Source organism: Acinetobacter sp. F-1 (genome assembly GCF_022869025.1).
Lineage (GTDB): Bacteria > Pseudomonadota > Gammaproteobacteria > Pseudomonadales > Moraxellaceae > Acinetobacter > Acinetobacter pseudolwoffii.
On the sequence record NZ_JAJKFX010000002.1, the window covers coordinates 247,861 to 273,060 of the forward strand.

General features: G+C 44.5%; 25 protein-coding genes, 1 tRNA gene and 1 other RNA gene. 12 read left to right on the top strand and 15 right to left on the bottom strand.

The window, feature by feature from the left end:
• Positions 1-97: 97 nt before the first annotated feature.
• From folP to rlmE, 3 genes are all read right to left on the bottom strand, one after another.
• Positions 98-949 carry a dihydropteroate synthase gene (folP, locus tag LOZ91_RS03080; RefSeq protein ID WP_159138239.1) on the bottom strand — a complete coding sequence of 284 codons (852 nt, stop codon included), beginning with the start codon at positions 947-949 and terminating at the stop codon, positions 98-100.
• A 169-nt stretch (positions 950-1,118) separates the two neighbouring features.
• Entirely contained in the window at positions 1,119-3,008 is a 1,890-nt protein-coding gene (gene ftsH / locus LOZ91_RS03085; RefSeq protein WP_034608943.1) for an ATP-dependent zinc metalloprotease FtsH, read from the bottom strand.
• Between the two features lie 132 nt (positions 3,009-3,140).
• The gene (gene rlmE, locus LOZ91_RS03090) at positions 3,141-3,791 is read right to left on the bottom strand and encodes a 23S rRNA (uridine(2552)-2'-O)-methyltransferase RlmE (RefSeq protein WP_005097715.1); all 651 of its coding nucleotides are present in this window, start codon (positions 3,789-3,791) and stop codon (positions 3,141-3,143) included.
• A gap of 195 nt (positions 3,792-3,986) precedes the next feature.
• Here rlmE and yhbY point away from each other — a divergent pair, with 195 nt between their 5' ends.
• On the top strand, positions 3,987-4,310 hold the full coding sequence (yhbY, locus tag LOZ91_RS03095; RefSeq protein WP_005097716.1) for a ribosome assembly RNA-binding protein YhbY: 324 nt from the start codon (positions 3,987-3,989) through the stop codon (positions 4,308-4,310).
• An 11-nt stretch (positions 4,311-4,321) separates the two neighbouring features.
• On the top strand, positions 4,322-4,861 hold the full coding sequence (locus LOZ91_RS03100) for a DOMON-like domain-containing protein (RefSeq protein WP_005169863.1): 540 nt from the start codon (positions 4,322-4,324) through the stop codon (positions 4,859-4,861).
• Between the two features lie 155 nt (positions 4,862-5,016).
• Here the strand turns inward: LOZ91_RS03100 and LOZ91_RS03105 are convergent, their stop codons facing one another.
• Both LOZ91_RS03105 and LOZ91_RS03110 read right to left on the bottom strand, forming a co-directional pair.
• Complete coding sequence (locus LOZ91_RS03105; protein ID WP_244782643.1) at positions 5,017-5,241, bottom strand: hypothetical protein; 225 nt, start codon at positions 5,239-5,241, stop codon at positions 5,017-5,019.
• 101 nt (positions 5,242-5,342) lie between these two features.
• On the bottom strand, positions 5,343-5,831 hold the full coding sequence (locus LOZ91_RS03110; RefSeq protein ID WP_159516100.1) for a hypothetical protein: 489 nt from the start codon (positions 5,829-5,831) through the stop codon (positions 5,343-5,345).
• A gap of 308 nt (positions 5,832-6,139) precedes the next feature.
• Between LOZ91_RS03110 and carA the strand changes: the two genes are divergently transcribed.
• The 3 genes from carA to greA all read left to right on the top strand — a co-directional run bounded on the left by carA (position 6,140) and on the right by greA (position 11,092).
• Positions 6,140-7,279 (top strand): glutamine-hydrolyzing carbamoyl-phosphate synthase small subunit, encoded by a 1,140-nt coding sequence (carA, locus tag LOZ91_RS03115; RefSeq protein WP_005097721.1) that lies wholly within the window; start codon positions 6,140-6,142, stop codon positions 7,277-7,279.
• Positions 7,280-7,292: 13 nt separating this feature from the next.
• Complete coding sequence (gene carB, locus LOZ91_RS03120; protein ID WP_005097722.1) at positions 7,293-10,523, top strand: carbamoyl-phosphate synthase large subunit; 3,231 nt, start codon at positions 7,293-7,295, stop codon at positions 10,521-10,523.
• A 92-nt stretch (positions 10,524-10,615) separates the two neighbouring features.
• Complete coding sequence (gene greA, locus LOZ91_RS03125; protein WP_180075255.1) at positions 10,616-11,092, top strand: transcription elongation factor GreA; 477 nt, start codon at positions 10,616-10,618, stop codon at positions 11,090-11,092.
• 83 nt (positions 11,093-11,175) lie between these two features.
• On the opposite strand, the gene LOZ91_RS03130 is transcribed toward greA, so the two are convergent.
• Positions 11,176-11,757: a TetR/AcrR family transcriptional regulator gene (locus tag LOZ91_RS03130; protein ID WP_159138242.1), complete on the bottom strand. Its 582-nt coding sequence runs from the start codon at positions 11,755-11,757 to the stop codon at positions 11,176-11,178.
• Positions 11,758-11,897: 140 nt separating this feature from the next.
• Here LOZ91_RS03130 and LOZ91_RS03135 point away from each other — a divergent pair, with 140 nt between their 5' ends.
• Both LOZ91_RS03135 and LOZ91_RS03140 read left to right on the top strand, forming a co-directional pair.
• Positions 11,898-12,302: a RidA family protein gene (locus LOZ91_RS03135; protein ID WP_005169859.1), complete on the top strand. Its 405-nt coding sequence runs from the start codon at positions 11,898-11,900 to the stop codon at positions 12,300-12,302.
• A gap of 105 nt (positions 12,303-12,407) precedes the next feature.
• The gene (locus LOZ91_RS03140; RefSeq protein WP_244782644.1) at positions 12,408-13,034 is read left to right on the top strand and encodes a CatB-related O-acetyltransferase; all 627 of its coding nucleotides are present in this window, start codon (positions 12,408-12,410) and stop codon (positions 13,032-13,034) included.
• On the opposite strand, the gene LOZ91_RS03145 is transcribed toward LOZ91_RS03140, so the two are convergent.
• From LOZ91_RS03145 to coaD, 5 genes are all read right to left on the bottom strand, one after another.
• Positions 13,018-13,740, bottom strand: a complete 723-nt coding sequence (locus LOZ91_RS03145; protein WP_005097728.1) for a hypothetical protein — start codon at positions 13,738-13,740, stop codon at positions 13,018-13,020. The genes LOZ91_RS03140 and LOZ91_RS03145 overlap by 17 nt on opposite strands.
• 121 nt (positions 13,741-13,861) lie before the next feature.
• Positions 13,862-13,938: transfer RNA gene (locus LOZ91_RS03150), tRNA-Met, on the bottom strand.
• A 72-nt stretch (positions 13,939-14,010) separates the two neighbouring features.
• Positions 14,011-14,388, bottom strand: an RNA gene (gene rnpB / locus LOZ91_RS03155) — RNase P RNA component class A.
• A gap of 26 nt (positions 14,389-14,414) precedes the next feature.
• Positions 14,415-14,678: a YfhL family 4Fe-4S dicluster ferredoxin gene (locus LOZ91_RS03160; RefSeq protein ID WP_180049613.1), complete on the bottom strand. Its 264-nt coding sequence runs from the start codon at positions 14,676-14,678 to the stop codon at positions 14,415-14,417.
• 1 nt (position 14,679) lies between these two features.
• On the bottom strand, positions 14,680-15,171 hold the full coding sequence (gene coaD, locus LOZ91_RS03165; RefSeq protein ID WP_004280585.1) for a pantetheine-phosphate adenylyltransferase: 492 nt from the start codon (positions 15,169-15,171) through the stop codon (positions 14,680-14,682).
• A gap of 139 nt (positions 15,172-15,310) precedes the next feature.
• On the opposite strand from coaD, the gene smpB reads away from it, so the two are divergent.
• Positions 15,311-15,790, top strand: coding sequence for an SsrA-binding protein SmpB (gene smpB / locus LOZ91_RS03170; RefSeq protein ID WP_004280586.1), 480 nt, complete (start codon positions 15,311-15,313; stop codon positions 15,788-15,790).
• A gap of 56 nt (positions 15,791-15,846) precedes the next feature.
• On the opposite strand, the gene LOZ91_RS03175 is transcribed toward smpB, so the two are convergent.
• From LOZ91_RS03175 to rluD, 3 genes are read right to left on the bottom strand one after another with little or no spacing between them, the layout of a single operon-like run.
• Entirely contained in the window at positions 15,847-16,407 is a 561-nt protein-coding gene (locus LOZ91_RS03175) for a flavodoxin family protein (protein WP_005097730.1), read from the bottom strand.
• A gap of 40 nt (positions 16,408-16,447) precedes the next feature.
• Positions 16,448-17,188 (bottom strand): peptidoglycan editing factor PgeF, encoded by a 741-nt coding sequence (gene pgeF, locus LOZ91_RS03180; RefSeq protein WP_244782645.1) that lies wholly within the window; start codon positions 17,186-17,188, stop codon positions 16,448-16,450.
• 37 nt (positions 17,189-17,225) lie between these two features.
• Positions 17,226-18,278, bottom strand: a complete 1,053-nt coding sequence (gene rluD / locus LOZ91_RS03185) for a 23S rRNA pseudouridine(1911/1915/1917) synthase RluD (RefSeq protein ID WP_005169846.1) — start codon at positions 18,276-18,278, stop codon at positions 17,226-17,228.
• A gap of 71 nt (positions 18,279-18,349) precedes the next feature.
• Between rluD and LOZ91_RS03190 the strand changes: the two genes are divergently transcribed.
• Both LOZ91_RS03190 and LOZ91_RS03195 read left to right on the top strand, forming a co-directional pair.
• The gene (locus LOZ91_RS03190; protein WP_005097733.1) at positions 18,350-19,342 is read left to right on the top strand and encodes an outer membrane protein assembly factor BamD; all 993 of its coding nucleotides are present in this window, start codon (positions 18,350-18,352) and stop codon (positions 19,340-19,342) included.
• A 193-nt stretch (positions 19,343-19,535) separates the two neighbouring features.
• Positions 19,536-21,449 carry a CHC2 zinc finger domain-containing protein gene (locus tag LOZ91_RS03195; RefSeq protein WP_005097734.1) on the top strand — a complete coding sequence of 638 codons (1,914 nt, stop codon included), beginning with the start codon at positions 19,536-19,538 and terminating at the stop codon, positions 21,447-21,449.
• Positions 21,450-21,530: 81 nt separating this feature from the next.
• Here the strand turns inward: LOZ91_RS03195 and hemA are convergent, their stop codons facing one another.
• Positions 21,531-22,814, bottom strand: a complete 1,284-nt coding sequence (gene hemA / locus LOZ91_RS03200; protein ID WP_005097735.1) for a glutamyl-tRNA reductase — start codon at positions 22,812-22,814, stop codon at positions 21,531-21,533.
• A gap of 79 nt (positions 22,815-22,893) precedes the next feature.
• Here hemA and LOZ91_RS03205 point away from each other — a divergent pair, with 79 nt between their 5' ends.
• Complete coding sequence (locus LOZ91_RS03205; protein ID WP_005097736.1) at positions 22,894-24,606, top strand: tetratricopeptide repeat protein; 1,713 nt, start codon at positions 22,894-22,896, stop codon at positions 24,604-24,606.
• A gap of 7 nt (positions 24,607-24,613) precedes the next feature.
• Complete coding sequence (gene lolB, locus LOZ91_RS03210) at positions 24,614-25,192, top strand: lipoprotein insertase outer membrane protein LolB (RefSeq protein ID WP_005097737.1); 579 nt, start codon at positions 24,614-24,616, stop codon at positions 25,190-25,192.
• Positions 25,193-25,200 lie beyond the last annotated feature (8 nt).

Genomic DNA, 25,200 nt, shown 5'->3' on the forward strand with positions numbered 1-25,200 from the left:
TAAAAGATGACAATTTAATCTAAGCGTGCCTATATAGCACATTGTTGCCTGAAAGCCAAACAACATTGCCAGATGCTTACTCTCCCGCCATCAATGTCTACGCCATCTGCATGGCTTGCCAGACTCTAATCGCATCCGCTGTCGCTTTCACATCATGTGCCCGTACCATACAGGCGCCCTGCTGAATACTGAGCAAATGTGCTGTTGCCGAACCCACCGCACGCGCCTGTGGTTCTGCGCCATCTAAGACAGCCCCAATAAAGCGTTTACGTGATAAGGCAGATAAAATCGGATAACCCATTTCTGTCAATTTATAAAATTCTTGAAGCAGCTTGAGATTTTGCTGGGCATTCTTGGCAAAACCAAACCCCGGATCAATCATGATATTTTCGGCTTTTACTCCTACATCCAAGGCATCCTGAACACGTTGAGATAGTTCGCCAATCACCTCGGTAGTGACATCCTCATATTGATCCAGATTGTTCATGGTGGTCGGCTCACCACGCATATGCATAATGATTACCGGAATATTTAATTCAGCGGCCGTTACTAAGGCATTGGGGCGGGTCAACGCACGGACGTCATTCCAGATATGCGCTCCGGCCTGAACCGCTGCACGAATCACTTCTGGTTGTGAAGTATCAATCGAGAGAACAACATCATGTTTTGCTAAGGCTTCAACCACAGGCACCACGCGGCGGATCTCTTCCTCTACGTCTACCACAGCGGCACCCGGACGGGTCGATTCCCCGCCGATATCAATTACGGTCGCACCTTCAGCCATCATCTCCAGCGCACGTGCAACTGCATCTTCTTTTTGATTATGCCGACCACCATCACTAAATGAGTCGGGGGTGACATTGAGAATTCCCATCACATGCGGCTGAGATAAGTCCAGTTTTAACTCACCAAATGTCCATACATGTGGTCGTAAAGGCATCAGCTGCATGTTTCCATTCTCGTTCACAATAATTCGAATATTGTCTTATGGATAGAGCAATAAAGCAAAGCTCGATAAGACATTTGCCCATTAGTTTTGAGTTAAATATAGCATTCAGAAAATTATCATAAAAATGACTGACATAAAAAAACCACCCGAAGGTGGTTTTTTATTTAACTTAGTTGGCTGGCAATGGCGGTGGCGTCAACGGGCCATCATCTGGGGTTACATCAATCACAGGATTTTCTGCAACATAGACTTTTGGCGGTTGAGGCTCACGACCTTCCATAATGTCACGGATTTGATCACGATCAATAGTTTCCCATTCCATCAAGGCTTTGACCATCGCATGGGCAATATCTTTTTTACTTTCCAAGATATCGCGTGCGACTTTATATTGCTCATCCAGAATTCGGCGGATTTCACGATCGACTTCTAACTGGGTCGTTTCAGAAATACTGCGGCTACCAATACTGCCCATAAACGATTGCTGTGCATCTTCTTCATAGACCATGACGCCCATTTTGTCAGACATACCGTATTTGGTCACCATCGCACGTGCCATTTTAGTTGCACGTTCGAAGTCGTTTGAAGCACCTGTCGACATTTGGTTAATGAAGACTTCTTCTGCAATGCGACCACCAAACAAAATCGAAAGTTCATTCAACATTTTGTCTTTATAATGGCTAGTCTGGTCAAATTCAGGCAGCTGCCAGGTGACACCTAAAGCCCAGCCACGCGGCATGATCGTTACTTTATGCACAGGATCTGTACCCGGCAAACTTTCAGCAACAATCGCATGACCTGCTTCATGATAAGCCGTCGCACGACGCTCTTCATCACGCAGCACCATCGACTTACGCTCAGGCCCCATATACAGTTTGTCTTTTGCATCTTCGAAGTCATGCATATCGACAGTATTCTTGTTACGGCGTGCAGCAAATAAAGCAGCTTCATTCACTAGGTTGGCCAATTGCGCACCCGAGAAGCCCGGTGTACCACGTGCAAGTACTTTAACATCGACCCCTGTGACTGAAGGCAATTTTTTCAAATGCACATTCAGGATTTGTTCACGACCCTTAATGTCTGGCAAACCAACCACAACTTGACGGTCAAAACGGCCTGGACGAAGTAATGCTTTATCCAGTACATCTGCACGGTTGGTTGCAGCAATCACGATAATGCCTTCATTGCCTTCAAAGCCGTCCATTTCCACCAGCATCTGGTTCAGCGTCTGCTCACGTTCATCGTGACCACCACCCGTACCTGAACCACGGTGACGACCGACTGCATCAATCTCATCAATAAAGATGATACATGGTGCATGACGTTTTGCCTGTTCGAACATGTCACGCACACGCGATGCACCAACACCCACAAACATTTCCACGAAGTCAGAACCTGAAATACTAAAGAATGGCACTTTAGCTTCACCGGCAATGGCTTTGGCAAGCAAGGTTTTACCTGTACCTGGAGGACCGACCATCAAAACACCACGTGGAATACTTGCACCGAGACGTTTAAATTTGGTTGGGTCTTTCAGGAAGTCGACAATTTCAACCACTTCTTGCTTGGCTTCATCACAACCGGCAACATCGACGAAAGTGACTTTAATCTGGTCTTCAGACAACATTTTGGCTTTAGACTTACCAAAACTCATTGGGCCGTTTTTACCACCTGCACCGCCACCCATGTTGCGCATAAAGAACATGAATAACAAAATGATTAAAAGCACAGGGAAACTTGCAATAAGCAACTGCATGAGCAAGCCTTGACGTTGTGGTGCTTCACCTTCGACCACAACATTATTTTTAATGAGGCTTGGCATCAGCTCAGGATCCTGAACTGCCGGACGAATACTTTCAAACTCTGAACCGTTTGATTTTTCGCCACGAATTCTTTCGCCGTCAATAACAACTTGTTTAATTTGGCCAGCATTGACCGCGGCAACAAACTCTGAGTAGTTCATTGTAGTCGGTTGATTGCGGTCACTGACGTTGCTGAAGATTAACACCAGCACACCCAGTATTACGAGCCACAATACGGCATTCTTAAAAAGATCGCTCAAAGCTTTATTCCCATTCCAATCTAATTTGATCATGCCCTGTTCAGGGTGACCTTAATACTTAAGCTGTAAATTAACTTACAATTATCTGAAAACGTACAAAATGCACAATTTTTAACGACTTGGCAAGTAGACTTATTTTAAAGCCTTCTTGCGTCCCTGCCCGATCAGGAAAACTTCTTTAGAGCGAGCACGTGATGCCAAGGGTTTAGATGTTTTCAGAATATCAAAACTATCAACCACTTGCTTACGGAATTCATCAAAACCTGAGCCTTGGAAAACTTTTACCACAAATTGACCTTTGGGGCCTAGCACCTTATTGGCAAAATCCAGTGCAAGTTCACACAAGTAAATCTGACGCGGTTGATCTACAGCCTTATTACCTGATGTATTGGGGGCCATATCTGAAATTACAACGTCTACAGTACGACCATCTAAAATTTCTAGCAGTTTTTGGAAAACTTCTTCTTCACGGAAGTCACCTTGCAGAAAAGTGACATCTGGTAAAGCATCCATTGGTAAAATATCAGATGCAATCAATAAACCCTTATCGCCAACAAGTTTACCGGCAATCTGTGACCAGCTGCCTGGCGCTGCGCCCAGGTCGACCACAGTCATACCAGGTTTAATGATTTTATACTTTTCTTGCATTTCTAAGAGCTTATATGCTGCACGCGCACGATAGCCTTCCTTTTGTGCCTTTTTCACATAAGGATCGTCTAAATGCTCTCTCATCCAATCACGACTACTTTTAGATAACTTTTGGTTGGTAATGCGTGTAGCCATAACTCTCTAAATAAAAAAATGTCTCATTATTAATTGTACGTGAAAAAGACTTATTTTGCAGTATACATGTGTATCTAAATCTAAGGCTTTTGCTCTCTCCGTGGACAGATTGAATATGATTATTTCCTGATAATTTACAGCGTTTATTTTTTGCTTTTGCTATACTAAGCCGTTTTAAAATTCAGGTTATCTCTCATGGCGGCTTTATCTATTCAGGAACGTAAGCGTTTACGTCAAATCGGACATACACTTAACCCAGTCGTGATGCTAGGTGACAAAGGTCTGACGGAAAATGTCATCGAAGAATTAGCGCGTGCTTTAAACGATCACGAACTGATTAAAGTTAAAATTGTCGCTGAAGATCGTGAAGCGCGTGCAGCGCTGATTGCTGAAATTTCAGAAGCGACTGGTGCTGAAGTGGTTCAAACTATTGGTAAAATTGCACTGCTTTATAAGAAAGCGGCAAAACAGAACCAAAAATTGTCCAATCTTGTTCGTTTCGCTCATTTGTCTAACTAAGTACAGGACTTATGGCAAGTTACGAACTTAGCGCATTTGATCGCCGTTTTCAGGCCATCTCTCTGGTTGCTGCCATTGAACAGCAAGGTCCATGTAGTTTAAATGTGGGCTTCTGGATCCGCGATCCCAATCATTACATCCTGTGGCCAGACATGGTAGCTGCACATCCCCGTCAGGATTTCTTGTGGGAACAGACCTGCTTTGAAATTTTTATTGGGGTTCAGGGTGAAGATTTTTATCGTGAGATTAATCTCTCCCCTTCTCAGGCCTGGCAGGCTTATCAATTTGAAGAATACCGCTATCCTGAAGATATGCCACCACAAGCTGCAGATGATATTGAGCTGAATCAGCTCAAACGTACCCATTATGGTCTCAATGTCAGTGTGGATCTGACCGATTTTATGGCAACACATAAACTCAAATGGGAAAACTTGTTCCTGGGTTTATCTGCTGTTTTAAAAACCTCGCAAGGTGACCAGTACTACGCGATGCAGCATAGTAGTCCTCAGGCAGATTTTCATAATAAACGTGACTGGTTGCATGTATTTTAGATCAATCAAACCTGTATATCCTCTGTCTGAATCTGTAATAGGCTGATAAAACGTGAGACTTGAAGTCTCACGTTTTTGTTTGTCTCTAGACAAAGTAGTTAGCTGTGTATGGTTATTTTGCATTTTCTTGTTTTTGAACATCTTAGAGTAGCATTTTAATGAGGTAACTGATGCTGGCTCCGAATGGCTTTCACTGCAGCATAAAGAATAAAAGTAAAAGTGAGTACCATGAGCAGAACAGACCCCAAAACCAGCCCCAGTACGCCCAAACATAACACAATCACACCCAGATAAAGTATGCGCCCCAAGCCGCTTTCCAGATTAAGCAGCATAATCAATATCAATAAAACAAGCACACCTACCAAATAATGCCGTGGCATCGTAACCCCTTCTGATTATTATTGTGAGTCCGTTTTGCTACATAAAGACAAAGGAGAACATGTGATTGTTCTCCTTTTAAAGAGCAGCCTTTCAACGCAGTTTAACTTTTCAGCTCAGGCTTTTTGTCTGAACTTTCTGCTTTCACTACCGGCTTGACTTTTTTCAGCACTTCAATGGTGCTGTCTTTAGAACGTTTTAAGGTATCGGTCAAATGCTCTTTATGTTTGGTCGAAATCTGACTGACATCCTCTTTCAGTTCCTTGCCCAGACTGGACAAGTCTTCGATCACTGCATTGAATTCTGTTTTGATAAAGCTCTTCAATTCAGTTAATTCTTTTTGTGAACCGAAGATCTGCTCCTTTAAAGTGTCAATTCGCTGCAACACCTCCTGCTTAAATTGGCGCAATTGTTCCTGTACGGTATCGGTCAATTGCTTGGCTTCAACTTCAAGCTTTTCTTTACTTTCTTCGATGCTTTCAAGTGCTTGATCTTTCGCCTCTACTGCTACTTTTTCAAGCTTCTCGGCAGTTTCTGCCACGACGCTCGGGCTGGCTTTTTTGGATTGGGTAGATTTTGATGCTGTAGTCATTTGTCTTGTTCCTATTGTTATATTGACTGAGCTATATTAGTAGACTTGATAAAATTTAAGATTTGATTTGTCTGACAATTATTAATTGCTTACATTTTTTCATCCTGTTTACAAAACAGACTTCCATTCAAAAAGCAAGGCATTTATCTTATACTTTCGCTGCAAAGCCATTGGACTTCAAGCATCATTCTGCGTATAATGCCGTGTTAAGTTCAAGCGAGCAGACATAGGAGGGTAGGTTTAAAAATTAGCCTTCCTTTTTTTTCGTCTTCTCGCTTTTTTACAGCCTAAATTTCAGGAGCTTTGGTTTGAGCACCCCAGCAATTTTAGCCCTTGCCGACGGAACTATCTTTAAAGGTACTTCGATTGGCGCATCGGGTAGTACGACTGGTGAAGTCGTTTTCAACACTGCCATGACTGGCTATCAAGAAATTTTGACTGACCCGAGTTATGCACAGCAACTTGTGACACTGACTTACCCGCATATCGGTAACACAGGCTGCAATGAAGAAGACGCTGAATCAGGTCGTATTCATAAAGTTTGGGCCAACGGATTGATCATTCGTGACCTGCCTTTATTGCACAGTAACTTCCGTTCAACCCAATCATTAGCTGAATATTTGGTACAACACAATGTTGTGGCAATTGCGGATATCGACACGCGTAAATTGACACGTATCCTACGTGACAAAGGTGCGCAAAATGGCTGTATCCTTGCTGGCGAAAATATCACTGAAGCAGAAGCGCTTGAAAAAGCACGTGCCTTTAGCGGTTTAAACGGTTTAGACCTGGCAAAAGAATGTTGCGATCCTGAGGGCTTTGAGTGGACTGAAGGCTCTTGGGCATTAGGCAAAGGTTTCTCTCAACCTGAACTTAAATTCCATGTTGTTGCATACGATTACGGTGTCAAAACCAACATCTTACGTATGCTCGCAGACCGCGGTTGTAAACTGACTGTGGTGCCTGCGCAAACTCCTGCTGCTGACGTACTTGCTCTGAATCCAGATGGTGTGTTCCTCTCGAACGGCCCTGGCGATCCAGCTGCATGTGACTACGCAATTGAAGCTGTAAAAACAATTGTAGAAACCACTGAAATTCCAGTATTTGGTATCTGTCTGGGTCACCAGATCCTTGCACTTGCAAGTGGCGCCAAAACACTAAAAATGCCTCACGGTCACCACGGTGCCAACCATCCTGTGCAAAACCTTGAAAATGGTACAGTGATGATTACTTCTCAAAACCACGGCTTCGCAGTTGATGAAAGCAACCTGCCGGATGTATTGCGTGTAACGCATCGCTCACTGTTTGATGGTACTAACCAAGGTATTCATCGCACAGACAAGCCTGCGTTCAGCTTCCAGGGTCACCCTGAAGCAAGCCCTGGTCCACATGACTGCGCACCATTGTTCGATCATTTCATCGAACTTATCGAAGCATCTAAGAAGTAATTAAGGAAGCATCATGGCTAAACGTACTGACATTAAAAGCATCTTAATTATTGGTGCGGGTCCGATTGTCATCGGTCAGGCATGTGAGTTTGACTACTCAGGTGCTCAAGCATGTAAAGCCCTTCGTGAAGAGGGCTACCGCGTTATTTTGGTCAACTCGAATCCGGCGACCATCATGACCGATCCTGCAATGGCAGACGCAACGTATATCGAACCGATTACCTGGCAAACTGTTGCACAAATTATTGAGAAAGAACGCCCAGACGCAGTTCTTCCCACCATGGGCGGTCAAACTGCATTGAACTGTGCCCTTGCCCTTGATGAGCACGGCATTCTAGAAAAATACAATGTTGAATTGATCGGCGCGACCAAAGAAGCGATTGAAAAAGCTGAAGACCGCAAACTCTTCGACCAGGCAATGCGTAAAATTGGTCTTGAATGTCCAAAAGCAGATATTGCCGAGTCAATGGAAGAAGCTTTAACTATTCAAGCACGCTTCGGCTTCCCTGTGATTATCCGTCCATCATTCACGATGGGTGGTTCAGGCGGCGGTATCGCATATAACCGTGAAGAGTTCATTGAAATCTGTGAACGCGGTTTCGATCTTTCTCCGACCAAACAGTTATTGATTGATGAATCTTTAATTGGCTGGAAAGAATACGAGATGGAAGTTGTTCGTGACAAAAATGACAACTGTATCATCGTATGTACCATTGAAAACTTTGATCCAATGGGCGTGCACACCGGTGACTCCATCACTGTTGCGCCTGCACAAACGCTGACAGATAAAGAATTCCAGTTACTTCGTAATGCATCTTTAGCTGTACTTCGTGAAATTGGCGTAGAAACAGGCGGTTCAAACGTTCAGTTCGGTATCAACCCGAAAGACGGTCGTATCGTTGTGATCGAGATGAACCCACGTGTTTCTCGTTCTTCTGCCCTTGCATCTAAAGCAACGGGTTTCCCGATTGCGAAAATCGCGGCGAAACTGGCTGTAGGTTATACCCTTGATGAGTTGAAAAATGACATCACGGGCGGTACAACACCGGCTTCATTCGAACCTGCGATTGACTACGTTGTAACGAAAATTCCTCGCTTCAACTTCGAGAAATTCCCGCAAGCAGATGCAACTTTGACGACTCAGATGAAATCTGTCGGTGAAGTCATGGCCATTGGCCGTAACTTCCAGGAGTCTATGCAAAAAGCGCTTCGTGGTCTTGAAGTCGGTGCTTCTGGCTTCGATGAAAAAATCGAAATCGGTGCTGAAGGTGCGAAAGATAAAATTCTTCAAGAACTTAAAGTGCCAGGTCCTGAGCGCATCTGGTTCATTGGTGATGCATTCCGTCACGGCTTTACACTTGATGAAGTATTTGCTGCAACCAATATCGACCCTTGGTTCCTGATTCAAATCGAAGACATCATTAAAACTGAAGAACAGATTAAATCTTTAGGTTTTGGTGATTTGAACGCGGACAACATCCGCAGCTTCAAACGTAAAGGTTTATCGGATCTTCGTATTGCAGACTTGATGGGCATTTCACAAAAACAATTCCGTAAACACCGTTGGAACCTGGGCGTAACCCCTGTTTACAAACGTGTCGATACATGTGCTGCAGAATTCGAATCTGATACAGCATACATGTACTCAACTTACGATGAAGAATGTGAAGCAAATCCATCAACGCGTGACAAGATCATGGTGATTGGTGGCGGGCCTAACCGTATTGGTCAAGGCATCGAGTTCGATTACTGCTGTGTACACGCAGCGCTTGCAATGCGTGAAGATGGTTATGAAACCATCATGGTCAACTGTAACCCTGAAACGGTTTCTACAGATTACGACACATCAGACCGTTTGTACTTCGAACCAATCACATTGGAAGATGTGCTTGAAATCGTACGTATCGAGAAGCCTAAAGGCATTATCGTGCAGTACGGTGGTCAAACACCTTTGAAATTGGCTCGTGCTTTGGAAGAAGCCGGTGCGCCAATTATCGGTACATCTCCAGACGCGATTGACCGTGCAGAAGACCGTGAACGCTTCCAGCAAATGATTCAGCGTCTGCAACTTCGTCAACCGAACAACAGCATTGTAAAATCTGCTGAAGAAGGTATGGCTGAAGCAGCGAAAGTTGGCTATCCACTCGTTGTACGTCCATCATACGTTCTTGGCGGTCGTGCCATGGAAATCGTGTATAACGATGACGAATTGAAACGCTACTTACGTGATGCAGTTCAAGCATCAAACGAAGCACCGGTTCTTCTTGACCGCTTCCTTGATGACGCGATCGAAGTTGACGTGGACTGCGTATCTGACGGTAAAGACGTTGTGATTGGCGGTATCATGCAGCACATTGAACAAGCGGGTATCCACTCTGGTGACTCAGCATGTTCGATTCCTCCTTACTCGCTTTCTCAAGAAGTACAGGACGAAATGCGCCGTCAAACTGTTGCAATGGCAAAAGAACTGGGTGTAATCGGTTTGATGAACGTTCAGTTTGCAGTAAAAGGCACTGACGTTTACATTCTGGAAGTGAACCCACGTGCATCACGTACTGTACCGTTCGTTTCTAAATGTATCGGTGAGTCTTTAGCAAAAGTTGCTGCACGTTGTATGGCAGGTCAATCTCTAGAATCTCAAGGATTCACTAAAGAGATTATTCCTCAGCACTTCTCTGTAAAAGAAGCGGTGTTCCCATTCAACAAATTCCCGGGTGTTGACCCAATCCTTGGCCCTGAGATGAAATCGACTGGCGAAGTCATGGGTGTTGGTAAATCATTTGGTGAAGCGTTCTATAAAGCTGTATTAGGCTCGAACGATCGCTTACCAGGTAAACCAACTGAAGGCGAAGTAAAACATGCATTCCTGTCTGTTCGTGATTCAGATAAGCCGCATGTCGCGCGTATCGCTCAGCAACTGGTAGACTATGGCTTCAAGTTGCTTGCAACGGGTGGCACATACAGCGTGATTACTGAAGCGGGTATTGCATGTGAACGTGTGAATAAAGTAACCGAAGGCCGTCCTAATATCGTGGACCGCTTGAAAAATGGCGAAATTCACCTCATTATCAATACATCTGAAGGTAAACAGGCTCAGCAGGATTCGTTCTCGATCCGTCGCTCTGCGCTACAAGGTAAAGTGTATTACACGACCACCTTGAACGGTGCTGATGCTGTATGCCAAGCTTTAGCAATCAAATTGCCAATGGATGTATATCGCTTGCAAGACCTAACTAAAGGTTAATTAAGTTTCCAAGAAGTCCCGCTACCTTCTTGGTGGCGGGCTTTTTTTTATTTATAGATTTTATATCTTTCAACTGACTTTTGAGGGACAACATGCAACGTTATCCTATGACACCTGAAGGCAAAATTGCCTTAGAGAAAGAATTACATCAACTGAAAACAGTTGACCGTCCTCGTATCACGGCTTCGATTGCAGAAGCGCGCGAACATGGCGACTTAAAAGAAAATGCGGAATATCATGCAGCCCGTGAACAGCAAGGTTTCTGTGAAGGCCGTATTCAGGACATCGAAGGTAAACTGGGCGCTTGCCAGGTCATCGATGTAAAAGAACTGGAACAATCAGGTCGTGTGGTTTTTGGTGTGACTGTTACCATTGAAAACCTGGATACTGAAGAACAAAAAACCTATAAAATTGTAGGCGATGACGAGGCAGATTTTAAGATCAATAAAATTTCTGTGAACTCGCCGATTGCACGTGGTCTTTTGGGCAAAAACGAAGGCGATGACGTGAAAATCAATACACCAAACGGTGAGGTTGAATACGAAATTGTGAAGGTTGAATATCTTTAATATTTAAAGTTATTTAATTTAAAGCCCCTCTTTTGAGGGGTTTTTATATTTAGCTATCGAACTTCAACAGATGATCGTGGTACTTATTTCAAGAATCCTGATGCCAGTAACTTGAACGCATGTAAGGCCTCAGGGAGTACCTGTGCAGGATACTCACTCGAAGCCACCCATAATGCAGCATTCATGGCTGCACCATTTAAAAACACTGCCGCTGCTTGTGGAGATACAGGTTTCAATCGATCTGCTGCCAAGAGCTGTTCAACGCACTCACGGGTAGACTGCAAACATTTGTTTTGACTCGGCCAATGTGCCGGATCACCCAGTACGGCCGGCCCATCACGTAATACTATACGCTGAAACTCCGGATCCAAGGCATGTTCAATATAGGTCTGTCCTTCAAGCAGCAAGCCTTCCCAAAGATCCTCAGGCTGTTCCAGATGCTGCTGGGCATATGCCGCCATCTCTGAATCGATCTGATCGACTACAGCAGCAAACAGACCCTTTTTATCACCAAAATGATGATAAAGCGCACCACGGGTCAGCCCCGCTTCTGCCGTGAGCTTATCCATTGAGGTATCTGCATAGCCATATTCAGCAAATGTACGGCGTGCAACTTCAATCAGTTTTTTGCGGGTTTCCGCCATTTTTTGTTCACGAACAGACATCAATTACTTTACCTCATCATCACAAAAATTTTAATTGACATACGTATCGTATGTCAATTATGTTTAATACATACGAAGCGTATGTGAAAATTTACAGCGCTTTAAAATAATTTTTCATCTAGGTTTTAACGAGAATAGTCATGACCAGAACTGCAATATTTCCTAAAGACCGCCATGCCCTATATGAACAGCATGGTTATTCGGCTGCAATCAAATCGCAAGATCTGCTCTTTGTCTCGGGTCAGGTCGGTAGCCGTGAAGATGGCAGCCCCGAACCTGATTTTGAAAAACAGGTAGAACGTGCTTTTGAAAATTTAGCTGCGACCCTCGCAGCGGCAGGTTGTAGCTTTGATGATATTATCGATGTGACGACTTTTCACACTGACCCAGAAGTACAGTTTGAAAGTATCATGAAAGTTAAGCAGCAAGTGTTTAATCAAAAGCCTTACCCAAACTGGACGGCTGTTGGTGTGACCTGGCTAGCGGGTTTTGATTTTGAAATTAAAGTCATTGCACGTATTCCCATCCAGTCTGCTATAACTTAATCATTTGCTTTATCCCTACTCGCTGGATTGTCTTTCGAGATTATTCAGCCAGTTTAGACGCCGATTAGGTATAATTTCTCATTCCTTGATTTTTGTATCTCCCTTATGGCCGAAAAGTTAATTAATTCCCCTGTAAACCACTGGTGTGAGTTCGAGTTCATCTCAAAAACGGTGAAGAATCCAAATATTCATATTAAGGGAAACTATTCTTACTATTCTGCTTATTGGGATCAGGGTTTTGAGCGTTGCGTGGTGCGTTATCTACATGACAAGCCCTCTACCCCAGATAAACCCATTGATCAGCTCTATATCGGCAATTTTGTCTGTTTTGGCGCAGAATGCGTGATTATGATGGGTGGTAATCAATTACACCGTACCGACTGGATTTCAGCCTTTCCCTTCGATACACGCAGTTTTGTGCCTGCTGGCGATACATTCATTGGCGATGGTTGCTGGATTGGCTCACGTGCCATGATTATGCAAGGTGTAACGCTTGGCGAAGGTGCTGTGGTGGCAACAGGTGCCGTGGTCACCAAAGACGTTCCATCATACGCAGTGGTCGGTGGCGTGCCTGCCAAAATTATTAAATATCGTTTTCCTAAAGCAGATATAGAAAAACTGCTTTCTCTTAAGCTCTATGACTTAGATGAAAAGCAGTTTTTAAAAATGCGTGAGCAGTTGCAAACGGATGATGTTAGATCACTGCTACATGCCTTTACTGCGCTTGAATAAAAGGGATTAACGCCAAACTCCGCTGTTTATATTCGTCGATTTTATTATTCTTAAGCCAGTTTATATTCAAATAACTTAAACGCCATTCATAATAAGCCAATCCTACATCTCTATAGCTGATCTTAAGTACGGTCTCCTTCTGATCATCACAATAATTATTCTTTTTATCTTTCATATCTTTGTAGCAGGAAAGTCGATTCTGGTATTCGTAAAAAGGTAAATGCTCGAAGACCAGTTTTGTCTTTCCTTTTGGAAGTAATTGAATAAACTGTGCATTCTGTTCACCTGCATCATTTGAAACCCAGCCATGAATTAAGGCAATAGCATAACTATGCCGATTGAGTGGGTATAAGGCAGGATATATAAATTCTATACCACTCTTATCCTCTTTAAGCGCATAAACCTGTTGATACGTGGTTAGATCCCAATAATCAATGATTTGATATTTTCCAAGATTTTTTGAAAGCTGAATAATTTGTAAATTTTCATCAATTAAATAATATTTTTCAGCTTCAGCAATTTTAACTACCCAAAGTTTTGCATCACTCTCATCACAACTAAATTTTACTTTTTGACAAATTGATCTTATTTCTGCTTTGGAAATATTTTTTTCTTTAAAAGGAAGTGACTTAATTGAATCTGCAGCAAAAACAGGTAAAGCAATAAAGAAAATCAGAGTTGATAGTATTAAATTTTTAATCATCATACATATTCTTGTTATTTGTTTTATTTTAACTATTGTAGTGCTTTTCAGATTTTCCACCAACATCATCATCAAATATCAGACATAAAAAACCCACTCAATCGGAGTGGGTTTTTTCAGAATATGGTGGCTATGACGAGACTTGAACTTGTGACCCCCGCATTATGAGTGCGGTGCTCTAACCAACTGAGCTACATAGCCTTAAACTGTGCGCGCATTATGAGATTTTCTTTAAAGAGCGTCAACCCCATAATGCACTGTTTGATCAAAATTTGTTGAAGTGAGCCGATAAGCCGGGTTCTGTCGTGAACGATCATTCCTCTAGGCGCACAATCACTCATGCGCTCAAGCGACCTACCCGAATCCAGCATGGGCCATGCCTAATGGATTCCTATTTGGTCTTGCTTCCGGTGGGGTTTACCTCGCCATGAACTGTTACCAGCCATGCGGTGCGCTCTTACCGCACCCTTTCACCCTTACCTCCGATTCCGATTGCTCGGAAACATAATGAAGGCGGTCTTCTCTCTGCTGCACTTGCCGTCGGTTTGCACCGCCCAGGCATTACCTGGCACCTTGCCCTATGAAGCCCGGACTTTCCTCCCCTGCTTCAATCACGGAGATCTCCACAGCAGCGATCGTCTGGCTCACTTCGAGCGGCATAGTACCAAATATCGCAACTAATTGCTTGATGTTTTTTGAGCAGTCAGTTTTTCATACTTGGCTTGTAGCTGTTCCTGCGTTTCCGCATGGTTCGGATCCAGTGGAATACAATCTACCGGACAGAACAGCTGACACTGCGGTTGATCATGATGTCCGACGCACTCTGTACATAAATCCGGATGAATCTCATAAATGAGCTCACCCATGAAAATTGCCTCATTTGGGCATACAGGTTCACAGACATCACAGTTAATGCATTCATCGGTGATATATAAAGACACGCTACCAACCTTGTTGAAGTTTACGCTCGAAGGCAGCAACCACGTTTGGGGGTACAAACTTAGTCACATCACCTCTTAATCGAGCAATTTCACGCACCAAAGTGGATGAAATAAAAGAATATTGCTCTGAAGGGGTTAAAAATACCGCTTCAAAGTGGGAGTCCAGCTGACGGTTCATATTGGCCAGCTGAAATTCATACTCAAAATCGGACACTGCACGCAAACCACGCAGTACAGCCGTCGCTTTTTGTTCACGAAAGAAATTGACCAGCAAACCATCAAAACCTACAAATTCAACATTGTCCAAATGACTCAATGACTCTTTTGCCAATGCAACACGCTCTTCCAGACTAAATACCGGATTTTTATGATGACCGATGGCAATCGCCACAACGACCTCATCAAACATTCGCGCTGCGCGGGTTACCAAATCAATATGTCCATTGGTAATTGGATCAAAAGTCCCCGGATAAATCACACGAGTTTTAGACATCCATTTGTACTCTGTTTGTTATGTAGAATCTTATTTTAGCAAAAACTTGTTTTTTTGGTGAATAATCCTCATTAATTTAAAAAACTTCACCTTATTTCTAGTTGCGGTACAATAGCAGCACGTTTGGAAGTATCAGATTATGGCGAAAGCATCTATTGTAGTAAAAAAAAATAATGGCGGTACCATTGCACTGAATAAACGTGCCCGCCACGATTATTTTATTGAAGAGAAATTTGAAGCGGGGCTGTCATTAAAGGGCTGGGAAGTCAAATCAATGCGTGCCGGTCGTATGACCATTGTAGAAAGCTATATTACCTTTAAAAATGGTGAAGCTTTCCTGTTTGGTGCGCAAGTTCAGCCTTTGCTGAGTGCTTCAACACACGTGGTGCCTGAAGCGACCCGTACCCGAAAACTGTTGTTGAATCGCCGTGAAATTGAAAAGCTGATGGGCGCGATTAACCAGAAAGGTTATTCCTGCGTGCCACTGGCCTGTTACTGGAAAGGCCCGCATGCCAAGCTGGAAATTGCACTGGTCAAAGGTAAGCAGCTCCATGACAAACGTGCTACTGAAAAAGACCGTGACTGGCAACGTGATAAAGCGCGAATTTTCCATAAATAATGGATCAATACTTGAATATAAAAACCTCCAGCATGTGGAGGTTTTTTTATCACTGACTAAGCTGGATGATTTAAGCGCGCCAGTGTCAAAGCAATATATTCGCCAAACCAGAGCGCGGTTTTTAAATCCCCTTCAGGTGGGGTGACTTCTACCGGTGCATTGTCCGACTGGGTCATCAGCCCCAAAAAGCTCGACATACGATTCAGATCAGTCACGGCACGACCTGTCGGCATCAAGGGCAAACCGCTCCACAACATACCATGCTGCATCGCAAACAGGTTGATTTGCTGCAACACTGCCAGTTTGTCGCCACTAAGTCCGCCACCATTGGTAAAAGCTGCTGCCAGTTTGCCCTGCCAGCTACGCGCCAGCCAGCGCTTGGATGACTGCTCCATAAACAGCTTCATGGCAGAGGTCAGGCTTCCCATATAGGTCGGACAACCAAAGACAATCGCATCTGCGGCATCTAGCACATCCCAATCAATATGTTCGACATTCATCATATGCACCTGAACACCAGTTTCCCGTGCACCATCAGCAATAAAATTTGCCACTTTAGCCGTGTGTCCATAAGGACTGTGATAAACAATCGCAACAGATTTGGAAGATAGGGACATAATGCTCAAAAGCCAAAAAATTCAGTTAAGTTTAACATTTTCATGCCATAAACACGAATGTCGCCATACGACCCGTTTTAGGCTCACGGCGATAAGAAAAATATTCATCTGCTTGACGATAAGAACATTGATCCCCGCCCAATACGGTATGTATCCCATGTTGCTGCAAGATATAGCGCGAAATCGCATACAGGTCGGCATAATATTTACCTAGCTGTTCACCACCCTGAAATGCACTGTCCAGTTCAGGATATTTACTGCAAAAAGCCACTTTTACCTCTGTACCAATTTCAAAACAGGGCTGACTGATCGCCGCACCAAGCCAGGCCCAGGTCGGCGGAGTCTGCATGGCGGCAATGGTATTTTCGACAATACCACCGGCCAGACCACGCCAACCAGCATGCAAATTGGCAACTTCCGTACCATCGGCATTACCTAACACCACCGGCAAACAGTCTGCGGTCATCATCATCAGGACATGGGTTTTGCGCTGCGTCACCAGACCATCGCCGACCAATGCCTCAAAGGATATCTGTTCATTAATGCTATGACAGATGGTGCTATGCGTCTGGGTCATCCAGGTAATTTTATCTACGCCAAAGGCAGCGAAATCTTGCAGTAAAGCCATACGATGCTGTTGTACCCGCTGCGCATCATCCTGCACATGCAAGGCCAGATTAAAACCTGCAAGCTCAGGCTGCGTGGATGGCTGTACTTTCGCATGATGAACGCGGGTCTGACCCACATACACACCTTGTGGAAGTCCTGGTACAAATTGCATCTCGATTCCTTGCTTTGACGCGAGCTAAATAAAAAAATTAATAGGCTTTGTTTTCGGTGCGCAGCACTTCAATCAGATTGGCAAAATCTTCCGGCCACGGCGCTTCAAAGGTCATTTCTTCTTTGCTACGCGGATGGGTCAGACCGAGTTTTGCTGCATGCAAGGCCTGACGTTTAAAGCCACGTAAAGTATCATCTAATAATTGTGATGCACCTGCCGGCATACGTACACGCGGCATATACACCTGATCACCAATCAGGCCAAAGCCGATATAGCTAAAATGCACACGAATCTGGTGGGTACGTCCGGTTTCAAGACGGGCTTGAACACGGGTGAAATGCTGGAAGCGCTCTTTGACGTTATAATGCGTTACTGCATCTTTACCGCCCGGAAGCACAGTCATTTTCACGCGATCCACCGGATGGCGTTTGATCGGTTCATCAATGGTACCGCCAGCAATAATATTGCCATATACCACCAGATCATACAGACGATACACTGATTTTTTCTCAAGCTGTTTGCTGAGAGAGAACTGTGATTCCAGATTTTTCGCGACGACCAACAAACCACTGGTGTCTTTATCAATACGGTGTACCAGACCGGCACGTGCCAGTTCAGCCGATTTTGGATAATGATGTAACAAAGCATTCACCAAAGTACCCGATGTATTGCCTGCGCCCGGATGCACAACCATGCCGACAGCTTTGTTAATGACGATAATGTCATCATCTTCATAGATGATGTCCAGTGGAATATCTTCCGGCAGGTTTCGCGTTTGCGCTTCAAGCTCGACATTTAAGGTCAGGATTTCAAAACCATCACTTTTAAATTTCGGCTTGACCGGTTGACCATTCACCAATAAATTGCCATCTTTGATCCATTGCTTTAATTTTTCTCGGGAAAAATCGCTCCAGACCATCGCGGCAATCTGGTCGATCCGTTGCCCGATATAAGTTTCATCCAGTTGAAATTGCAACGATAAACGTGTTGCAGTTGCTTCTGAAGTATGGTTATCTGCATCCTCAGAATCTTCAAGTAAATTGAAATCAGTATCAGGGATATTAGAATTGGAAGATTGTGCTTGACTCATTTGCTCATTCAGACAAAAGTGGTTTAATAGTGCAATTGTAGCTCATTGCCCGTATTAACAGAGGAATTTTTATGTCGCTACCACATTATAAAATGACAATGCTTGCCCTCACGATTGGCATTGCATCGGCAATGGTAGGCTGTAGCAGTAATCCCAAAAAAGAAGTCGTGGATAAAGGTCCTGAATCTAGCGAGCAAGTTTATATTCAAAAAGCACAGAAAGCGCTAGATCGTAATCAATATACCGATGCCGCAAAACAGCTAGAAGCACTGGAAACCTATTTCCCGACCAGTCAGTATGCTCCGCAAGCGCAGCTTGAACTGTTATATGTAAAATTTCAGCAAAAAGATTATGAAGGTGCAGTGGCACTGGCAGAGCGCTTTATCCGTCTGAATCCACAACATCCAAATGTCGACTATGCTTACTATGTACGCGGCGTATCCAATATGGAGCAGAACTATAATGGTCTGCTGCGTTATACCTCGCTGAAACAGTCGCATCGTGATGTCAGCTATCTGAAAGTGGCTTATCAGAATTTTGTCGATTTCATTCGCCGCTATCCGTCTAGCACCTATGCGGTCGATGCAGCGCAGCGCATGAAATTTATCGGTCAGGAACTGGCTGAGCATGAAATGAATGCGGCACGCTTTAATTTAAAACGTAAAGCCTATCTGGCTGCGGTTGAACGTGCACAATGGGTGGTGGAACATTATCCACAAACCCCTCAGATTCCAGAAGCACTGGCAACGATTGCCTATGGCTATGATCAACTGGGTGATAAAGCAACCTCTCAGCAATATGTTGATGTGTTAAAGCTGAATTATCCAAATCTGGTGAAATCTGATGGTACGGTCAACTTGCGTGCAGCACGTAGCGAAAGCAGTTTCTTTAACCGTGCCACACTGGGTATTTTTGGTAAAGAAGCCAAGACGGTGACTGACAACAATGCAGAGTCGGATGCGCCAGAAACTGAAAAGCGCAGCCTGACCAATCGTGTATCTTTTGGTTTGCTTGATCGTCCTAAAAATACCGAAGCAGAGCAACCTGAACCGACTGCCGAATAAGCCGACTGTCGCAGGTGCATTTTCTTTAAGGGCAAGGTATCATACTTGCCCTTTTGCTTTGTCCCGGCCAGGCTTGAACAAATCGTGCAAAAGGTATACAAAGGAAGTTAAAAAGAATTGACCTGAATCAGTTGAATCCTATTGATTCAATCACTTAAACCTTAGATACGCAGCACGAGAAGCTCAGCAGATTATGGCAATTCCTCAACATACGATTGATCAGATTCTCGATCGCACCGATATTGTCGATGTGATTGGTCAATTCGTGAAACTGAAAAAAACTGGCCGTACCTATTCGGGCTGCTGTCCTTTCCATCAGGAAAAATCGCCCTCTTTTCACGTCTATCGTGACAAACAATATTTTCACTGTTTTGGCTGTCAGGCCAATGGCAACGCCATCCGTTTTTTAATGGACATTGGTAGCCGTAATTTCGTCGAAGTGATGAAAGACCTGTCCAGTCAGACCGGCATTGAACTGCCAAAAGACAATACTGATTCCAATAAATTAAAATACAAACGGGAAGCCGCCAAACCGAAAATAGTCGCTGCGACCAAAGTTGAGAATACGCAAGCTCCGCAACGCCCAGCACAAGAACATTCTGTGTCGGATGCTTCTTTTGATCCATTTGCAGAGTTTCAGGCCTCCGAACAGGATTTCTACGGCGACCCTTTTGCTGCTTTTGAGCACATGCCAATGGCCGAAGTTCAGCAAGACGGCAACTTATACGACCTGCTGGAAAATATTGCGCAGTTCTATGAACGCCAGTTACCCAACAGTTCCAGTGCACAGCAATATTTCAAGCAACGTGGCCTGACTGCAGAAACCATTGCCTATTGGCGCTTAGGTTATGCACCTGAAGACTGGCAACATCTGGAAAAAGCCTTTCCTCAGGATATCGAAGGCCTGAAACTACTGGGGCTAATTCGTACCAGCGACAGTGGCCGTGATTTTGATCTATTACGTGAGCGGGTAATTTTCCCGATTCGTGATACCAAGGGTCGTGTGGTCGGCTTTGGTGGCCGTGCGCTCAATGACGAGATCAAGCCCAAATACATCAACTCGCCAGACTCTGAAGTTTTCCATAAGAACCAGTTGCTTTATGGGCTGTATGAAGGCAGAAAGCAGAAAGCCCAGGAATGGCTGATGGTCGAAGGCTATATGGATGTGATTGCATTGCAGCAATACGGCATTCATGGCGCAGTCGCGACACTGGGAACTGCCAGTAATACCGACCATCTGAACATTCTGTTTAAGCAGAACAACCGGATTACCATTGCCTTTGATGGCGATGCTGCCGGTCAAAAAGCCGCACGCCGAACGCTGGACATTGCCCTGCCATTACTCAGTGATGGCCGTGAGCTGAAATTCTTTGTTTTGCCTGCTGACCATGACCCGGACTCCTTGATCCGCCGTGAAGGCATCGAAAACTTTAGACGCTTGCTGGATCAGGCGCCGCTGATGTCAGACTTCGTGTTTGCCCATCTGACCCAAAATCAGGACATCACTACCCCTGAAGGTAAAAGTCAGGTCATGGGTGAACTGAAAAATCTGACCGAATTATTGCCTAAACATGGCTCATTCCGCTATTTGCTGCAGCAATTTTTCCGCGAGAAACTGGGCTTTAACCGTAAATGGCAACCCAAGGTCAATACCGATGCATCCTTAAGTTTTAGCACCAAAATTGATGCTGAAGAATATGTGATTGCAATTTTGATGAATCATCCCTATTTGTATATTCATTTTGAACCACTGCGTGCGCTGGTATCTGAAGATCAGCTACTGTTTAAAATCCTAAATATTCTGAATGTGATTTTTGATGACCTGCCGGATGATCCTGAACTCTCGATCTATTATGTTTTAGGTGCCTGTGCAGTACATCATCATGAATTACAGCATATTCTACAACATGCCAATGTGAGCGATTATACCTCTTCGCCTGAACAGGCCGACAAACTGGCGGCAGACTTCTCGACCAAGCTGCAATATCAATGTCTGAAAAACAAGATAAAATCGAAAAAATTTAGCAGCATTGCAGAAATGAAGAATCTGAAAATGCAGATTTACGAAATTGATAAAAAACGCTCCATGACCTTATTGGACGATTAACAGTTTTAAATCGCTTCAAATAAAAATAAGGCGTTTATCTCTAAACGCCTTTCTTCAAAATAGCTATTGTTAAAGAGCTCGCTAATGTTTGGTCTTGCGGCGTGTATCAACTACCTCTTGCAAGGTATCGCGCATCATTTCAAAACAGCTTGGATCTTCCGCCTTGGCCGCCTCACGCAGCACAATAGAAGTCGGATGTAAGAGTTTCTGAGTCAGGCGGTGCGAAAACTCAGCCATAACCATTTCTGCTTTTTCACCCTTGGCAATACGTTGCAGCGCCAATGCCAGTTCTTCCTGCCGCAACTCTTCACCATGGTCACGATAAGCATGAATGGTGGCCCCGGCCTGCTTGACCTTTTGCTGGGTCATCAGTTCTGTTGCGAGCTGATTCACCATAACTTCAGCTTCAACCGCAGCCTGACGACGATGCGCCAGATTTTCCTCAATCACGCTTTGCAGATCATCGACGCCATACAGATATACCCCATCAAGTTTTTCAACTTTAGGATCGATATCACGTGGCACGGCCAGATCGACTAACAACATTTGCTGGTAACGGCGTTTTTTCAGTGCCGCTTTGATATCTGCAAAATGAATCACCTGATGCAGACTGCCGGTACAACTGGAAATCACATCGGCGCGATGCAGATTGTCTGCCAGCTGGTCAAAGTCAATAATTTCTACTTCCACCCGATGCGCAATTTCCTGCGCCAGAATGTCGGCACGTTCGCGGGTACGGTTACAGATAATAATCTTGCCCACACCCATTTCTGCGAGATGCTTGGCGACCAGACTGTTCATCTCCCCGGCTGCTACCACCATAATGGTGAGCTTGTCTGGATGACTAAATACCTGTAGGGCCAACTGTGCGACCGCATAGCCCATTGATACCGCATGACTGCCGACAGCGGTCTCGGAACGAACCCGTTTGGCCGCATAAAAGGCATATTCAAAAATTCGGTTTAAACTGCGTGACACCGTCTGGGAATCTTTGGCAAGAGAAAGAGCATTTTTGACTTGTCCCAGAATCTGCGGTTCACCCAGCATCAGTGAATCCAGACCACTGGCGACACGCATCAAGTGCGTCACGGCTTGGGCATTTTCATAACGATAGACATGATTTTGCAGCTGTTTGACATCCACCCCATTTTTTTGGGCGAGCCAGTTCAGCACCATGTCGACATTGTCAGACATCGCGTAAACTTCGGTTCGGTTACATGTAGACACCACCACCATGTCGTTTAATTCAGGGTGTTGGCTTTGCTCGGCAAGAATGGCACTTAACTTTTCAGGGTTAAACGCAACTTGTTCCCGCAGTTCTACAGAGGCAGTTTGATGGTTGACACCCAATGCAAAGAAAGACATATCAGGTCATCATTTCACTAAATTTATGCTATTGTGCAACATCGGTGTCATAAAAAGCATTACTTGGATCAATAAAAAATTGCGTCAAACAATCAGCCGTATCAACGGCCCTACAATTAAGCAATATTCTACCACATTCCTACTGGTAGGTAGCATGGCTTCGACTGCGCATCTCTATGCAGCGGAAGCAGTTTACCATGCAAATCAAAATTATGATGCGATAAAACAAAGTATGATGGCCGAGTTTGCCATTGCCGCACATGACATTCCGACTGCTTTGCACAACTATACGGTTCTGGCAATCAAGAGCAATTCCACCACGGTCAAGCAGCGTGCACTGAATGTTGCATTGGAACATGATGATTTACAGGCAGCCCTCGATATCTCGACCCACTGGGTGGTACAGGAGCCGCAGGATGTCCCCGCCTTATTTTATTTATCCCATATTGCCCTGAAAGCGCATGAGTATGAGCTGGCGGCAGAGACCTTAGAGAAAATCCTGCAAATTGATGACAGTGCCGATCTGGAAGAAATTCTCGCTGGGATTTCACCTGAAGGCACAGAAGACCGCAGCTATCTGATTCAGGCTTTAAGCACCACCAAAGCCAGAGACAATCCGTCTATTCTGGTGCTGGTGGCCGGTCTGGAAGCACAAAATGGTCAGCTGGAACAGGCTTTAAATACCATTAACCGTGCTCTAAAAAAACGTCCGAATGCGACTGGTTATATCCTGATGAAAGCCAATCTGCTGAATGCTCTTGGCGATCCAGAAGAAACCCTGCAATGGTATGAAAAATCCAGCCGTAAACACCGCAATAATCTGGATGTGCGTCTGGCCGAAGTCAAATATCTGGTCAAGCTGAACGAAGCGACTTTGGCGCTGAAAAAACTGCAAGACATTCTAAAAAAATGGCCAACGGCTGAAGAAGCCCTGTTCATTGCCGGACTGACCAGTATTGATCTGGAAGAATACGAGAAGGCCGAAAAACATCTGGTCGAACTGCGTTATTCTGCGCAGTATCAAAATGAAGCCTATTATTATCTGGCAGTGAATGCTGAACGCAAACAGCATTATGAAACCGCCAAAGCCTATTATCGTCTGGTCGATGGCAGTCTGTACACCGTCTCGCGTCGTAACATGATCTCGATTTTTGCCCAGCAGGATAAGCTGCATGATGCGCTGCGTTTCTTGACTCAGGAACGGGTGAATTATCCACAACATGCCAGCTTTTTATATCTGGCCCAGGCAGATATTTTAACGCGTATGCAGAATAAAAAAGCTGCGATCCGCCTGCTAGAAGAAGCCAGCAAAAACCTGCCGGATGATCCGGAACTGGTTTATGCGCAAGTGCTATTGCTAGATCCACATCAGGATCGCAACAAGCTGGATAAATTGCTGGCAAATTTACTCAAGATTGAACCGAATAGTCCGACCTATCTGAATGCCTATGCCTATACCCTGGCAATGCAGAACCGGCGTCTGGAAGAAGCGCGCCGCTATGTCGAACAGGCACTGGAATATGCACCGGAACAGGCTTCCATTCTGGATACTTATGGTTATATCTGTTATTTACAGAATGACTTTGCCACGGCTGCAGATGTCTTATACAAAGCATATCAACTCAATCCAAGCGTGAAGATTGGGGTACGTTATGCGCGTTCGTTGTACATGAATGGTGATATACAACACTTCCATCAAGTGTTACAACAATTACAACAAAACCATCCAAATGACCCCGAATTAAAACAACTTAATTCGCTATTGTTAGCACCACAAAACCAAACGAGTTAATTCTTTTATGCGCAATTTAAGCCAATTGGGCTGCTGTGCCTTTGCAGCAACTGCTTTATTCTTAACTGGCTGTCAGCAGATGATCAATCCGCAAACGCCAGTTACACCTTCTGTACAGGCAGATAATCAATTCCAGCTGCAAGGTAAAATTGGTGTGCGCACACCGCAACAGACCGGCAGTGCATTCTTTACCTGGGTACAACAGCAAGAAGAATTTGATATTGAGCTGAGTGGTATTTTAGGTGTGGGCAAAACCCAGATTTCCGGCACGCCCGGCCAAGTCACATTAAACAGTGCTAAAACAGGTGTGATTCAGGCGGCAAGTGCCGAAGAATTACTGCAACGCGCCACAGGCTGGCAAGCACCGATCAGCTATTTAGTGGACTGGGTACAGGCCCGCCCTGCGACAACGACTGCCAAATTGCAAAAAGATGATACACAGCGGATTAGCCAGATTATTGAACAGGGCTGGACGGTCGATCTCAATTACAATGCGCAGGCCAAAATGCCAAACCGCTTGATTTTAAAGCAGTCACTTGAAAATGGTGCGGAAAACCGTATTACAATGATCATTGAAAACCGTTAATTGACCTG